Origin of the sequence: Streptomyces sp. NPDC056452, assembly GCF_042796085.1 — a bacterium.
GTDB lineage: Bacteria > Actinomycetota > Actinomycetes > Streptomycetales > Streptomycetaceae > Streptomyces.
Map to the genome: position 1 here is coordinate 82468 of NZ_JBHTRI010000001.1, position 13762 is coordinate 96229.

General features: G+C 70.3%; 13 protein-coding genes. 8 read left to right on the forward strand and 5 right to left on the reverse strand.

Features of this window, described 5'->3' with window-relative positions:
* Positions 1-92: 92 nt before the first annotated feature.
* Positions 93-614, forward strand: a complete 522-nt coding sequence (locus ACFQ6X_RS00345; protein WP_383173589.1) for a pyridoxamine 5'-phosphate oxidase family protein — start codon at positions 93-95, stop codon at positions 612-614.
* Between the two features lie 73 nt (positions 615-687).
* Here ACFQ6X_RS00345 and ACFQ6X_RS00350 read toward each other — a convergent pair whose 3' ends face one another.
* On the reverse strand, positions 688-1491 hold the full coding sequence (locus tag ACFQ6X_RS00350; RefSeq protein WP_383173592.1) for a putative protein N(5)-glutamine methyltransferase: 804 nt from the start codon (positions 1489-1491) through the stop codon (positions 688-690).
* Positions 1492-1748: 257 nt separating this feature from the next.
* A complete protein-coding gene (locus ACFQ6X_RS00355; protein WP_383173594.1) occupies positions 1749-2954 on the reverse strand; it encodes a hypothetical protein in 1206 nt (401 codons plus the stop codon).
* A gap of 467 nt (positions 2955-3421) precedes the next feature.
* Here ACFQ6X_RS00355 and ACFQ6X_RS00360 point away from each other — a divergent pair, with 467 nt between their 5' ends.
* On the forward strand, positions 3422-5020 hold the full coding sequence (locus ACFQ6X_RS00360) for a cellulose binding domain-containing protein (protein ID WP_383173597.1): 1599 nt from the start codon (positions 3422-3424) through the stop codon (positions 5018-5020).
* Between the two features lie 83 nt (positions 5021-5103).
* Here the strand turns inward: ACFQ6X_RS00360 and ACFQ6X_RS00365 are convergent, their stop codons facing one another.
* Complete coding sequence (locus ACFQ6X_RS00365) at positions 5104-5553, reverse strand: MarR family winged helix-turn-helix transcriptional regulator (RefSeq protein ID WP_383173600.1); 450 nt, start codon at positions 5551-5553, stop codon at positions 5104-5106.
* Positions 5554-5643: 90 nt separating this feature from the next.
* Here ACFQ6X_RS00365 and ACFQ6X_RS00370 point away from each other — a divergent pair, with 90 nt between their 5' ends.
* Complete coding sequence (locus ACFQ6X_RS00370) at positions 5644-6057, forward strand: nuclear transport factor 2 family protein (RefSeq protein WP_383173603.1); 414 nt, start codon at positions 5644-5646, stop codon at positions 6055-6057.
* Between the two features lie 97 nt (positions 6058-6154).
* On the opposite strand, the gene ACFQ6X_RS00375 is transcribed toward ACFQ6X_RS00370, so the two are convergent.
* Positions 6155-6598, reverse strand: coding sequence for a hypothetical protein (locus tag ACFQ6X_RS00375; RefSeq protein WP_383173606.1), 444 nt, complete (start codon positions 6596-6598; stop codon positions 6155-6157).
* Positions 6599-6765: 167 nt separating this feature from the next.
* On the opposite strand from ACFQ6X_RS00375, the gene ACFQ6X_RS00380 reads away from it, so the two are divergent.
* Entirely contained in the window at positions 6766-9456 is a 2691-nt protein-coding gene (locus ACFQ6X_RS00380; RefSeq protein WP_383173609.1) for a Flp family type IVb pilin, read from the forward strand.
* A complete protein-coding gene (locus ACFQ6X_RS00385) occupies positions 9453-10067 on the forward strand; it encodes a hypothetical protein (protein WP_383173612.1) in 615 nt (204 codons plus the stop codon). Before ACFQ6X_RS00380 ends, ACFQ6X_RS00385 begins: the two co-directional genes overlap by 4 nt.
* 172 nt (positions 10068-10239) lie before the next feature.
* On the opposite strand, the gene glnA is transcribed toward ACFQ6X_RS00385, so the two are convergent.
* Positions 10240-11601 (reverse strand): type I glutamate--ammonia ligase, encoded by a 1362-nt coding sequence (glnA, locus tag ACFQ6X_RS00390; protein WP_351181830.1) that lies wholly within the window; start codon positions 11599-11601, stop codon positions 10240-10242.
* A 243-nt stretch (positions 11602-11844) separates the two neighbouring features.
* Between glnA and ACFQ6X_RS00395 the strand changes: the two genes are divergently transcribed.
* From ACFQ6X_RS00395 to ACFQ6X_RS00405, 3 genes are all read left to right on the forward strand, one after another.
* A complete protein-coding gene (locus ACFQ6X_RS00395; RefSeq protein WP_383173615.1) occupies positions 11845-12519 on the forward strand; it encodes a DUF3105 domain-containing protein in 675 nt (224 codons plus the stop codon).
* A complete protein-coding gene (locus ACFQ6X_RS00400; RefSeq protein WP_383173618.1) occupies positions 12516-13205 on the forward strand; it encodes a DUF305 domain-containing protein in 690 nt (229 codons plus the stop codon). Before ACFQ6X_RS00395 ends, ACFQ6X_RS00400 begins: the two co-directional genes overlap by 4 nt.
* 125 nt (positions 13206-13330) lie before the next feature.
* A complete protein-coding gene (locus tag ACFQ6X_RS00405; protein WP_383173621.1) occupies positions 13331-13756 on the forward strand; it encodes a CBS domain-containing protein in 426 nt (141 codons plus the stop codon).
* The last annotated feature ends 6 nt before the right edge of the window (positions 13757-13762 follow it).

The window sequence follows — 13762 nt, forward strand, 5'->3', positions numbered from 1 at the left end:
GTGCACCGATGAATTCGGAGCCGGAGCGGAGTCCGTACTTCGCAGGCACGATGAACGGAACGATCACGCCGAAAGCTCTCAGGAGGCCCGTCATGCCGGACGAGAACGCCACCCCGGACACCGCCCTGGACTCCCGGTACAGCGGCGAGAACGCCACCGCCCGCCCGTGGCCCGAAGCGGTCGCCCTCCTGACGGACGCCGAGCTGTACTGGCTCTCGACGGTCCGCCCGGACGGCCGCCCTCACGTCACCCCGCTGATCGGGGTCTGGTCGGAGGGCGCCCTGCACTTCTGCACGGGCGCAACGGAGCGCAAGGCACAGAATCTGGCCGCCAATCCGGAGGTGGTCCTGACCACCGGCGCCAACACGCTCGAGGAGGGCTTCGACGTGGTGGTCGAGGGCCGGGCCGCCCGGGTGACGGACGAGAAACGCCTGATCGCGCTGGCCGAGGCCTGGGAGACGAAGTACGGCAGCGACTGGCACTTCGGCGTCACCGACGGCATGTTCTCCAACGGCGCCGGCGGCCGTGCGGAGGTCTTCGCGGTGGCCCCCCGCACGGCCTTCGGCTTCGCCAAGGGCGACCCGTACGGCCAGACCCGCTGGCGCTTCGCCTGACTCCCGCCCGGCGCTTCGCCCGGCCGTGCCGGGAGTGCGCGGGGCGGGCGCCGGTCGCGGCCCCCGGGGACGACTACAGGGGGCGGGTCCCGATCACCACCGTGGCGTACAGCTCCTCCGAGACGACCACCCGCGCGCTCAGCCCGCTGCCGCCCACCGTCTCCGCGGCACGGGCCGCCTGGCGCTCACTCGTCTCGACGAGGAGACTGCCGCCGGGTGCCAGCCAGTCCGGCGCCGCGGCGGCCACCCGCCGCATGACGTCGAGGCCGTCCCCGCCACCGTCGAGCGCCACGCGCGGCTCGTGGATGCGTGCCTCGGGCGGCAGCAGTTCGACGTCGTCGGTCGGCACGTACGGCACGTTGGCGAGCAGCACGTCGACGCGCCCGCGCAGTGAGCCGGGCAGCGGCTCGAAGAGGTCGCCCTCGTAGACCTGCCCGAGCTCACCGACATTGCGGCGCGCGCACCGCACGGCGGCGGGTTCGACATCCGTGGCGTGCAGTTCGACGTCGGTCAGCGCCGCCGCCAGCGCCGTACCCAGCGCCCCGGAACCGCAGCAGAGGTCGACGACGACGGCGGCCGGCTTCCGCCCGGCGAGGGCCACGGCCTGGCGGACGAGGAACTCGGTACGGCGGCGGGGCACGAAGACCCCGGGGTCCACGGCTACCCGCAGCCCGCAGAACTCGGCCCAGCCGAGCACGTGTTCAAGCGGCAGACCGGCAACGCGGCGTTCGACCATGGCGGCGAGTTCCGCCGGACCGGCGGCCGCGGAGAGGAGGAGTTCGGTCTCGTCCTCGGCGAAGACACAGCCGGCGGCACGCAACGTGGTGACGATCGACGAGGCCGACGAGGCGGTGTGCGGTGAAGCGAATTCCTGCATGCGGAGGAGCCTTTCGGGGAAAACCGATGGGCGCTCCGCGATCGCTCATGCCGTGTCGGGCACGCGACGGCGAGTGATGAGCACCCAGCCTGCTGAAGCGGTAATGGGTCTCACCTCCTGGGTCGGTCCCGGTGTCGGGACGGATCACCTTACCCGAGCCGGGCCGTTCACCACACGAACTGCTCCCGGAACCGGTGGGTTCCGGGCGTGTGCCCGTCGGCCCGGCGGAAGACGTCGATGAAGGCGCGCGGTGGGCGTCATCGCGTCTCGACGTAGCACGTGACCACCGGATCGGCGCCGACGCCCCACCTGGCCTCACCGGGCCAGGTGTACCAGAAGTGACCCCTCTCGGTTCCCTCCCGGGTCCAGGCGGCGGGCGCCGATCCGTACGCCTTCCGGCAGGCGTCGCCGGCCATCTGCTTCGCCTTCCTGTCGCCCGGGTACGCGGCGTCGAACCGTGCGTGGGCGAAGACGCGGGCGTCGTGGGGCTGCGCGCAGGGGACGGACACCACCATGTCGAGGGTGCGGGTGCCCGTGGTGAGATCGGCGCAACCCCCCTTCTTCACGTCACCGACCGGTGTGACGGCCCCCTTGGCGTCGAGCGTCCGCTCCGAGGCTGCCGGCATGACCGGCGCGGACTTCCCGAAGCCGCTCACCTTCAGAACGGCGCGCAAGCCGGTCACTTCGCCCAGGGCGCTGTCCTTCTTGTCGAGCAGGGCCGAGAAGTCCGCCTCCGCCCCTGTGACGCGCCCCTGGGCGTCCGTGGACATGCTGAGCGACACGGGTGTCTCGGTACCGTTCGGATCGATGTCGGCAGTGAGTTGGGAACCCAGGTCCTTGGGGAACAGGCGCAGGGCGTTGAACGCGGTGAGCTTCGCCAGGTAGGTGCGGCCGCCCTTCTTGGGCGCCGGCGAATCCTTGACCTTCTGGGCTCCGCTCAGGACCTCCAGGAGCGTGCCGCCGAACGCGGACTCGGCTCCCCGCAGCGCGTCGATCGCCGCACCGGCGCCGAACGCCTCCGAGGACCCTTCGTAGCGCAGCCAGTAGCCCGCCTCGCCCGCACTCAGCCGGATCGTGTCCGGCTCGACCGCCACCCGGGTACGCGCGGGAGAACGCCCCTCCCCCAGCCGGACGCCCAGCAGCGCGTCCTTGGCCTCGTCCGCCAGGTCCTCCGCGATGACCCAGTCGATCGAACCGACGGCCCGGCCGCCCGCGAAGTCGAGCCGCCCCGAGGCGCTCTGCACGGTGTCACCCGACGGAGAGCTGAAGGTAAGGGTCTGGGTGAAGCTCGCGGTACGCGCTGCCTGGGTCGCCAACAGCGCCTGGCGGGGCTGCTGCTCGACCGGCGCGCCGAAGACCGGGTGGGCGGGCTTGTCGTCCGCGGAGCCGCCGGCGCAGGCGGTCAACAGCAGGGTTGCCGACAGAGCGGCGGCGCACAGCGAGGGGAGGCGTTTTCTGATCACGTCGGTTCGACCGTGAACCCGCCCGAGCGGTTGCCCTCCGTGGGGTAACGGAACGATCACCCGACCCGACGAACCCCCCTTCGAATGTTTCGCCCGGAATTGCGAAAGTGGCCGAAAGCCCCTGTTGCGCTCCGCCCCTGGCGACGTGTCACATGACCGCCTTTCACCCTTACATCCCGTTCTGGCGAACACGGTACGCACCCAAAGGCGTTCGAGAACGGCCAACCTCAGGTGCCCCATGTCCACCCGTTGTCACGCCCTGACGCCCTCCCTAAGCTCGGGAGCGCTCCCACAACCGGTGCCTGCATCCGACCGGCCCGCCCGGCACCCGCACCGGGAGCCCTCACACCGTTTCCCGGTCACCGCACTCACGGCGATCCCCCGCCAGGCCCGGTCCACACCCCGCACCCGCCATCTGGAGGTCCCCCATGCGCTTTTCCCTTCGGTACCGGTACAGATCGAGGGCGGTGGCAGCCGCAGCCGCCCTGGTGACGGTCGCGAGTCTGGCGACCGCCGCCGTCACTCCGCAGGCGAGCGCCACCGGCAGGCAGACCGCCGCGGTCCAGGCCCGTTCCGCGGTCCAGGCCGGTCCCGCAGTCGAGGACGACGGGGCCGACTGCGCCGTACCCGACCCCGGCGCCTCCCCGGCCAACTCGAAGCTCCCCGACCCCTTCAAGAAGCTGGACGGGACGCGCATCGCCACCACGTCCGAATGGCGTTGCCGCCGCGCGGAGATCAGGGAGCAGGCGGAGAGGTCGGTCTACGGCCAGAAGCCGGCCAAGCCCGCCGTGGTCACGGGAACGGTCTCGTCGACCGGCATCACGGTGAACGTGACGGACCAGGGCAAGAGCGCCGGATTCTCGGCGAAGGTCGAGCTGCCCAGCGGTTCCGGGCCCTTCCCGGCCGTCGTCGTCCTGGGCGGGCTGGGTGCGGACACGGCCACGATCAAGGCCTCGGGTGCGGCGGTCGTCAATTTCGACCCGTACACGGTGGGGCGTGAAGGAACGCCGCGGAACAACAAACAGGGCGCGTTCTACAGCGTCTACGGATCGTCGAGCAGCACAGGGCTGCTGATGGCCTGGTCCTGGGGCGTGAGCCGCATCATCGACGTCATCGAGCAGTCGGGCGGCAGCCTGCTCAAGGCCGACGCGACCGGCGTCACGGGCTGCTCGCGGTTCGGCAAGGGCGCCTTCGTCGCCGGTGCGTTCGACCAGCGCATCGATCTGACCATGCCGATCGAGTCGGGTTCCGGTGGCGCCCCGATCTTCCGCGGGATTCCCGGGGAGAGCGGCGGACAGCCTCTGAGCAGCGCCTACTCGGAACAGCCTTGGCTGGGCGACGCGTTCGGCTCCTTCACCGGCAACCCGGCCGCCCTGCCGGTGGACACCCACGAGATCGTGGGCATGGTCGCGCCGCGGGGCCTGTTCCTCATGGAGAACCCGCACGTCGACTGGCTGAGCGCCAGGTCGGGGAGCGTGGCGGCCCTGGGCGGGGCGGAGGTCTACAAGGCCCTCGGCGCCGGTTCCAACATCAGTTACTGGTCGGACGTGCAGGACGGCACCCACTGCGCGGCCAGGTCCGAGTGGAAGGGCCCGCTTCAGCAGAGCATCAGCAAGTTCCTCCTGAACACGGGTACCGCACCGGGCGTGTTCAGGGTCTCGCCGCGCAAGGCCGGTGACCTGTCGGCCTGGAAGGACTGGCAGACCCCGGTCCTGACCGGCGTCGGCGACCCGGACGACGGCGGTGACCCGGACGACGGCTCCGGCGCCACGTGCACCGTCGGCTACCGGACCGTCCAGAGCTGGTCCGGCGGCTTCCAGGGCGAGGTGTCGATCCGGAACAACAGCAGCACCACGGCGCTGACCGGATGGACGGTCGGGATGACCCTGGCCACCGGCCAGTCGATCAGCAGCCTCTGGAACGGCGTGAACACCGGAACCAGCGGGTCCGTCACGGTACGGAACGCCCCGTGGACGGGCACCACGGCCCCCAACGGCACGACCACGTTCGGCTTCACCGCCACCGGCAGCACCACCACCCCGCCCGGCAACCTCACCTGCGCCTGAGACGTCTCCGGGCCGACGGCACGAAACCGTCGGCCCGGAACCGATGCCTGCGCCTGCGCCTGTGCCTGTGCCTGTGCCGGTGCTCAGGGTCGTTGGTGGTGCGCGAGCAGCCGGGTGAGCAGGTGGGTCAGGGTCTGCCTGTCCTCGGCCGAAAGCGGCTCCAGCAGGTCGTCCTGCACCCTGTCGAGCGCCCGGTCCATGCGTCGCAGCTGCTGACGACCCGCCGCGGTGAGGGTCACCCTGTTCCGCCTCCGGTCGTCCGGGTCCGGGGTCCGCTCGACGCAGCCCTGTTCGGCCAGTTCGTTGATCGCCGCCACGACGTCGCTGCGGTCCATGCTGCACCGCCGGCCGAGCTCGGCCTGGCTGGCCACCCCGAACTCCTCCAGCGCCGCCAGGATCCGGTAGTGGTATCCGCGCGCACCCACCTCCCCGAAGCCCTCGGACGCCAACCGGTGAGCGTGCACCGCCACCTGCGTGAGCAGCCAGCTCGGCTTCGCGGTCAGGTGCGCAGGGGCCGCGGGGGTCTCTTCCACGACAGTCACTTTACATCGTTGGCGAAGCCAACGAATCTCTCTGTATAGTTGGTAACGCCAATGTTGGACACGCCAACGAAATGGGGATCCATGTCCACGCACACTCCGGCCGCCGACCGCATCGAGATCGCCGACCTGTTCACCCGCTTCGCGCGCCTGCTCGACGAGAAGCGGTGGGAGGACGCAGGCACCGTCTTCACCGACGATGTCGTGGGGCACTCGCCGCGATCGGGCGAGATCCACGGCCTCGACGAGCTCGTCGGCTTCATGCGCCGGGCGGAGGTCGACGGGGAGCACACCCAGCACCTGACGACCGACCTGCTGGTGGACGTGAACGGCGACCGCGCGACCGCCTCGGCGAACTCGCTCGTGTACTTCTACCGCGACGGCCAGGCCCCCCACCTGACGAGCGGCCTGCGGCTCGCCTGCACCGCGGTGCGGACGCAGGCGAGCTGGCGAATCCGCGAGACACGGACAACGGTCGCCTGGATGCAGGAGAAGTGACCCCTGGCCGGGTGCCTTCGGGCCGACGGTACGGAGACGTCGGCCCGAAGCGTACGTTCAGCGGCCGATGCCGGCCGGGGGCCGGTGGCCCTCGGGATCAGTCGCCCGAGTGACCCCAGAAGTAGATCTCATGAGGTCGGCCCTGCGCATCGTGCAGCACCGCGCACCGGCCCACCCATCGCGATCGGGGGAAGACGTCGAAGTCCTTGACGTGGGCGCGGGTCAGCGTGTCCGTGCCCAGCTGTTCGCGCGCTTCCAGTGCCAGGACGGGTTCGACGGTCCGGTAGTCCGGGGTGTCGTCGGGGCCGATCACCTGGAAGACGTCGAGGATCGAGTGGGTGCCTGCCTCCTGAACCAGCTCGTCCTGCCAGAGCTCCTCCAGTGTCGGGGGCCTGGGCTCCCGTTCGTCCTCCGGGAGCCAGTCACCACCGTTGACCCAGTAGTAGTTCCCTGCGGCGAACACCTCGCGCCGCAACTGCTGCAGCGCCGCGTTCAGGTCCTCCTGGTACGGCACGCAGTAGTCCCAACTCGAAGCCCCCATCGGCCCTCCCCTTTTCCCTGAGCAGCGGAAGTTAGCACCTCCCCCTGACACCCGGACCCGGGGCCGACGGCGTTTCCCGGAAAGGTAGTTGGGCCCCCATTTGGGCCCGAGGGCCCACCTCGAAATCGCTCTGGTGACCTACTCTCGCCGCTGGGGGGTGGATGAGTATGTCTTTTCATGCTGATGTCGCCGGGGCGGGCGGAGTCGCGCGACGCGCGATGCCGCAGCAACTGGTGGTCGCGCGCTGGCTCGTGTACGTGCTGTTCGGGGCGACGGTCGTGGGTGGCTTCGGCCTGCTGCTCTCCGCCGCCCAGGTGGACGCGCTGGGCGGCCTGTTGCTCGGCATGCTGCTGTACGCGGCGGCGCCGGGTGTCACCGGGTGGCTGCTCGCGCGCCGGGCGTGGACGGGCGGCAACGGGGTCCGCTGGGGGCTGATCGCCGTACAGGCCTGGCTGATATCGGGCGGCCTGGCCAACCTGCGGGACGGCTCGATCCAGGGCCTCACCCAACTGGTGCTGCCCGTCGTGATCCTGGTCTTCCTGTGCACGAAGGACTCGCGGGAGTGGTTCCGTTCGGCGTCGTCCGAACGGGAGGAGCGGCCTCCGTTCTCCCTCCCCCACATGATCACCTGGCGCCGGGACCGCGGCCAGTCGGCGGTGGAGTACACGGGCCTGATCGTGATGGTGGTCGCCATCATCATCGCGCTGATCCTGAGCGGCGTCGGCGGAGAGATGTCCGCTCGGCTGAAGGAGGCCATCTGCTCCGTGGTGGGCCAGTCCTGCCCGGCCGACAACGGCGGCGGCGATACGACCCAGGCGGGCGACGAAACGGGCGACGGCGCGGACGGTTCCACCGACGGAGGCGTGACCGGCAGCACGGGCGGCGAGACGGGTGGCACCACCGGCAGCACGGGCGGCGAGACGGGCGGCACCACCGGCGGCACCGGCGGCGAGACGGGCGGCACCACCGGCGGCACCGGCGGCGACACAGGCGGCACCACCGGCGGCCCGGGCGGCGGGGACACCCAGGACGGACCCGGTGACGGCCCGCCCGGCACCGAGGACGACGAGGGCGGCGACCCGACCGACCCGTACGAGCCGATCGGGGACGACGGAGCGTCGCAGGACGACGATGACGGCGGCGACGGCGACAAGAAGAAGGAGTGCTCCGGCTTCTGGGGCTGCACCCTGGACCAGCTCGGCCAGGTCGGCGAGGGCCTCGTCGTGGACGGTCTGTGGGGCGATGTCACCGACACCTGGGACACGATCATTCACCCGATCGACAGCGTCACCGGCCTTTGGGACTACGGCAAGACGCTCGACGACCCCTGGCACGAGGGCACCCAGGAAGCCGGCGACAAGTGGGACAGGGGCGACTACTGGGACGCGCTCACCGACTGGGGCGGGAGCGGCGTCGACGTCGTCCTGAAGCCGCTGGACGACATGTTCATCGGCGATGACGTACGCGACAGCTGGAACCGCGGCGAGGAGACCCAGGCGGTCAGCAACGTCATATGGAACGTCGGCTCGCTGTTCATTCCCGGCTACGGCGAGGTCAAGGCCGCCGCCAAACTCGGCAAGCTCGGCCGCCTCGGCAAGATCGCCGGAGCTGTCACCGAGGCCGTGGACAAGGCCAAGGACGCGGCGGGCCGCGCCCGCAAGGCCGTGGGCGCCGGTGACACCAAGGGCGCCCGGGACGCTGCGGACGAAGCCCAGGACGTCGCCGACGAAGCGAAGAAGAAGGTCGAGGAAGCGGGCGAGTGCAAGCTCGCCGCTCTGGGCGGCGCGCGCCTCGTCCCGTACGGCGGAGGCGTCCCACGCCCCCTCGGCGGGCCCGGCGGTGGCACCGTCGTCCTCGCGGCCGCGCCCGCAGCCGTGCCGGTGGGCTTCGTCGCGGAGGATCCCCCCTCGCCCTGCAAGGGCGCCGAGGCGGACGATGCCCGCGAGGCGCAGGAGCAGGCGGACGAGGCGGACAGGGTGGCCGACGGGGCCGAGCTCGGAGATGCGGCCGCCAAGATCAAGCAGACGATCCTCGATGCCCGCGACAAGAGCAAGACGCCCAAGTCGGAACGCCTCAACCTCAACGAGAAGGGCATCGACAACCTGGTCGCGAAGGCCAAGGACGATCCCGACTACAGCAAGGGCGAGTACAGCAAGGAGGAGTTGGCCGCCGCGCTGAAGGACCTCGACGACATGCTCAAGGACCCGTCCATCGACACCCAGACCCGGGGCTCGCTGGCGTCCGAGGTACTCAAGGCCGGCGACCGGCACAAGCTGGCCGAGTCGATGGCCGAGGTCCGCGCCGCCCGGCGCGCGGCCTCCGAGGCCGCCGAGGGCACCAAGGTCTACGGCGCGGTCGGTGGCAAGAAGGGCCGCCAGACCGTCGACATGGGCGACGGCACCACGGTCGATGTCAGCGCTGTGGACGACGTCGACGTCCTCTACAAGGGGAAGGACGGCAACATCCACGCCGTCGAGGTGAAGAACACCGCCAACGCCGCCACCAAGTACACCGTCCCGGCCCAGGCCAAGCGGCTCGCGGACTGGGCCAAGCAGGACGGCGCAACCCCGCCGAGGGCCGCCCGCTACGAGATCGAGCAGAAGAAGGACTGGCACAAGATCTTCGACGGCTACCAGACGGACAAGAAGAACAACGTCACCCCCGGAGGCACCCCGGCGCAGACCTTCGCCGAGAACGGGCTCGACGTCCGTATCGCCGGCCAGGACTTCACGCCGCAGCAGATCAAGGCCATGGACGACGCGTGGAACGCCAAGAGCGACGCCGACAAGCGGGCGGCGCTGGACTCCGGCAAGATGAACGACCCCAAGAGCGCGATGGATTACCTGGGAGTCTCGTGACCGCCACCGACGAAACCCCGCTGCTGCCGGGGGTGCTGCAGGCCTACCCGTACCCGTGGGACAACGGCTTCATCTGGACCTCGGAGAAGGAGGACGAGGAGACCCTCGCCTACGCGCGGGCCGTGCTGGAGGCCTGTCTGCCGCCCGAGCCGCTCGACGGGCCCGAGCCGCCGCAGGAGGCGGTCGTCCACGACTCCGGCGACGACGCGTACCCCGAGTGGACCGAGATCCGTGCCGTCCTGCGCGAGCGCATGCCCTACGCCCGGTACGTGACGGCCGAGCGCATGGCCGGGGCCGAGGCCGAGTGCGCCCGTCGCGGGCTGGGCACGGCCGGCTTCCAGGAGGTCTGGACCCGGCGCATCACTGCCTGGATCGCCGAGCAGACGCTGTACTGGTGCGGCCTCATGGTCGACGACGAGGCCGCCCTCGCACCGTGGCTCATGGACCTCGCCGAGCTCTACGTCCGGCGCGGCATGGCCGCCGAAAAGGCAGTGGGCGCGCTCAGTTGCACCACGTCCGTGCCCGAGAGCCGGGCCGCCCTCGGCCGGCTCGCCGCGTACGACGGCCTGCCGGAGGAGATCCGGGAAGCGGTCGCACACGGGCTCGGCTGACGCCCCGTACACGACCTCCGGTCCGTACAGCCGTACCGGCTCGGCAGCCGACATCCGGTGCGAACGCCGGACGGCCCACAGACGGCCCGGCTCGTCCGGAAACGGCTTCGGGCCGACGGTACGAAACCGTCGGCCCGAAGCGTACGTTCGCCGAAACGGCGCTGAACTGCCCCTACAGCACCGGCAGGAGCGCCTTCAGCTCGAAGGCCGTGACCTCGCTGCGGTACTCCTCCCACTCCTGCTTCTTGTTGCGCAGGAAGAAGTCGAAGACGTGCTCGCCCAGGGTCTCCGCGACCAGCTCGCTCTTCTCCATCAGCGAGATCGCCTCGCCCAGGTTCTGCGGCAGGGGCTCGATGCCCATCGCGCGGCGCTCGGCGTCGGAGAGTGCCCAGACGTCGTCGTCGGCGCCGGCCGGGAGTTCGTAGCCCTCCTCGATGCCCTTGAGGCCCGCGGCGAGCAGCACCGCGTACGTCAGGTAGGGGTTGGCGCCGGAGTCGATGGAGCGGACCTCCACGCGGGCCGATCCGGTCTTGCCGGGCTTGTACATCGGGACGCGGATCAGCGCGGAGCGGTTGTTGTGGCCCCAGCAGATGTACGAGGGCGCCTCGCCGCCCGCTCCCGCGGCGCGGGTGGAGCCGCCCCAGATGCGCTTGTAGGAGTTGACCCACTGGTTCGTCACGGCGGAGATCTCCGCGGCGTGCTTGAGCAGGCCCGCGATGAAGGAGCGGCCGACCTTGGAGAGCTGGTACTCGGCACCCGACTCGTAGAAGGCGTTGCGGTCGCCCTCGAAGAGGGAGAGGTGGGTGTGCATGCCCGAGCCCGGGTACTCCGAGAACGGCTTCGGCATGAAGGTCGCCTGCACGCCCTGCTCCAGCGCGACCTGCTTCATGACCAGGCGGAAGGTCATGATGTTGTCGGCGGTGGAGAGCGCGTCCGCGTACCGCAGGTCGATCTCCTGCTGGCCGGGGGCGCCCTCGTGGTGGCTGAACTCGACCGAGATGCCCATCGACTCGAGCATGGTGATCGCCTGGCGGCGGAAGTCCATGCCGACGTTCTGCGGGGTGTGGTCGAAGTAGCCGGAGCTGTCGGCGGGGGTCGGGCGGCTGCCGTCGACCGGCTTGTTCTTCAGCAGGAAGAACTCGATCTCCGGGTGGGTGTAGAAGGTGAAGCCCAGGTCGGAGGTCTTGGCGAGGATGCGCTTCAGCACGTAGCGCGGGTCCGCGAAGGAGGGCGAGCCGTCCGGCATCAGGATGTCGCAGAACATCCGCGCCGTCCCGGGAGCTTCCGCGCGCCACGGCAGGATCTGGAACGTCGCCGGGTCCGGCTTGGCGATCATGTCCGATTCGTATACACGGGCGAAGCCCTCGATGGCCGAGCCGTCGAAGCCGATGCCCTCGTCGAAGGCCTGCTCCAGCTCGGCGGGGGCGACGGCGACGGACTTGAGGTAACCGAGTACATCGGTGAACCACAGCCGTACGAAGCGGATGTCTCGCTCCTCAAGCGTCCTGAGGACGAATTCCTGCTGCTTGTCCATAGCCACATCCTTGCAGTTCAGACGGTCCGTGCACCACCGCCCGGGGTAGGGGAGACACTCCAGTATCACGACCCGGGATTTCACCCAGATTACGCACACGGTGTGAGAGAGAGCACTCGGCCACCCACTACGATCGGCGGCCATGGTGTGCAAGGGGCGCGGACTCCTTCCGATGGCCCTGTGCGCACCCGTTTTTCCGGCCCGTTCCGTCCCTCCCTCCCCTTGGCAGAAGGACCCGACGACATGAGCTTCGACCGCAGGACCCGCATAGAGCAGATGCGCAAGGCCGACCGTGCGCGCGATCGCCGCAACCGTGTCGTCGCCATAGGCCTGAGCGCCGTCGTGGTCACCGGTCTGCTCGGTTTCGGCACGTACATGCTGCTGGAGAGGTCGGAGGCGAACGACCGGAACGCCGAGAACCTGGCCCAGGACGCCAAGCAGACCGAGCAGGAGAAGGAGAAGCTGGCGGCCGAGCCGGTCGCGGGCGAGAAGTCCTGGGACGCGAAGAAGCTGACCCGCAACCACGTCACGACCGAGGTGGCCTACCCCATGGAGCCGCCGGTCGGCGGCGACCACAATCCGGCGTGGCTGAACTGCGACGGCGTCGTATACGAAAAAGCCGTCCCGAACGTCAACGCCGTACACGCCCTGGAGCACGGCGCGGTGTGGGTGACGTACAACGACAAGGCGGCCGACGCCGATGTGAAGAAGCTTGCGTCCCGCGTCGACAGCACCCCGTTCTCGCTGATGAGCCCGTACAAGGGCCAGGCCGGTCCGATCATGCTGAGCGCCTGGGGCAAGCAGGTCACGGTGGACGGTGCGGACGACCGGCGGGTCGCGCAGTTCTTCGCGAAGTACGTCCAGGGCAAGCAGACTCCCGAGCCGGGGGCGCCCTGCACGGGCGGGATCGACGGGTGAGCTCGGCACGCACGCGCCGCACGCGCTGGGTGGCCGGCTCCGCCGTGACGCTGGCCCTGCTGTTCGCCGGGGCGGCGACGGTCGCCGCTGCCCGGGACGACGGGGCCGCCCCGGCCCCCCGTACCCCCTCGGCGGAGTCGGCGGACGCGGGCTTCGCGCGCGACATGGCCGTGCACCATCAGCAGGCGGTGGAGATGTCCTTCATCGTGCGCGACGGTACGCGGGACGAGGAGGTACGGCGCCTCGCGTACGACATCGCCAACACGCAGGCCAACCAACGCGGCATGCTGCTCGGCTGGCTGGATCTGTGGGAGCTGCCGAAGACGGCTCCCGCCGGGCAGGAGCCGATGGCGTGGATGTCGGGCCACCGGCAGCACTCCATGCACCGCACGGAGGGCTCGGGGGCCGGATTCAAGGCCCACGACGGGGCCCTCATGCCGGGCATGGCCACCAGGACGGAGCTCGACAGGCTCCGGGCGGCCCGTGGCAAGCAGGCCGAGATCCTCTTCCTGCAGCTGATGACCGACCACCACAAGGGCGGCGTCGACATGGCGCGCGGCTGCGCGCAGCAGTGCACGGTGCCGGTGGAGAAGCGCCTCGCCCAGGGCATGGCCGAGGCCCAGCGGTCCGAGCTCGACCTGATGGCGGACATGCTCGCGGCACGGGGCTCGGCACCCCGTCCCTGAGCGCGTCCGGGGCCCTCGGCGTGCACCCGAATGGGTGACAGCGTTCGCGTACTCCGAACGGACCCATGACGATGGGTTGGCTCGGGCCGTACGGCAGTGCCCACCGGCACGCAGGAGGTATCCCCATGACCACCGCCAAGGACATCATGCACACCGGGGCCCACTGGATCCCGGCACACGAGACGCTCGACCGTGCCGCGCAGTTGATGCGCAACCACAAGGTGGGCGCGCTGCCCGTGTCCGCCCACGGTGATCAGGACAGGATGGTCGGCATCATCACCGACCGCGACATCGTGATCAAGTGCGTGGCGTCGGGACACGATCCGTCGAAGCTGACGGCGGGCGACATCTGCGACGGCACACCGCGCTGGATCGAGGCGACCGCCGATGTCGACGCGGTGCTCGAGGAGATGCAGAGCCACCGCATCCGCCGGCTGCCGGTGATCGAGAACAAGAAGCTCATCGGCATGATCAGCGAGGCGGACCTGGCGCGGCACCTCTCGGACGAGCAGGTGGCCGGGTGGGCGGAGCAGGTCTACTCCGGTTCCTGACCCGGC

What these genes read in the sequence shown, in the direction of transcription:
- ACFQ6X_RS00350 (WP_383173592.1), bottom strand. Translation starts at nt 1,491, where the DNA reads ATGCAGGAATTCGCTTCACCGCACACCGCCTCGTCGGCCTCGTCGATC.
- ACFQ6X_RS00405 (WP_383173621.1), top strand. Translation starts at nt 13,331, where the DNA reads ATGACCACCGCCAAGGACATCATGCACACCGGGGCCCACTGGATCCCG.
- ACFQ6X_RS00380 (WP_383173609.1), top strand. Translation starts at nt 6,766, where the DNA reads ATGTCTTTTCATGCTGATGTCGCCGGGGCGGGCGGAGTCGCGCGACGC.
- ACFQ6X_RS00375 (WP_383173606.1), bottom strand. Translation starts at nt 6,598, where the DNA reads ATGGGGGCTTCGAGTTGGGACTACTGCGTGCCGTACCAGGAGGACCTG.
- ACFQ6X_RS00395 (WP_383173615.1), top strand. Translation starts at nt 11,845, where the DNA reads ATGAGCTTCGACCGCAGGACCCGCATAGAGCAGATGCGCAAGGCCGAC.
- ACFQ6X_RS00370 (WP_383173603.1), top strand. Translation starts at nt 5,644, where the DNA reads ATGTCCACGCACACTCCGGCCGCCGACCGCATCGAGATCGCCGACCTG.
- ACFQ6X_RS00345 (WP_383173589.1), top strand. Translation starts at nt 93, where the DNA reads ATGCCGGACGAGAACGCCACCCCGGACACCGCCCTGGACTCCCGGTAC.
- glnA (WP_351181830.1), bottom strand. Translation starts at nt 11,601, where the DNA reads ATGGACAAGCAGCAGGAATTCGTCCTCAGGACGCTTGAGGAGCGAGAC.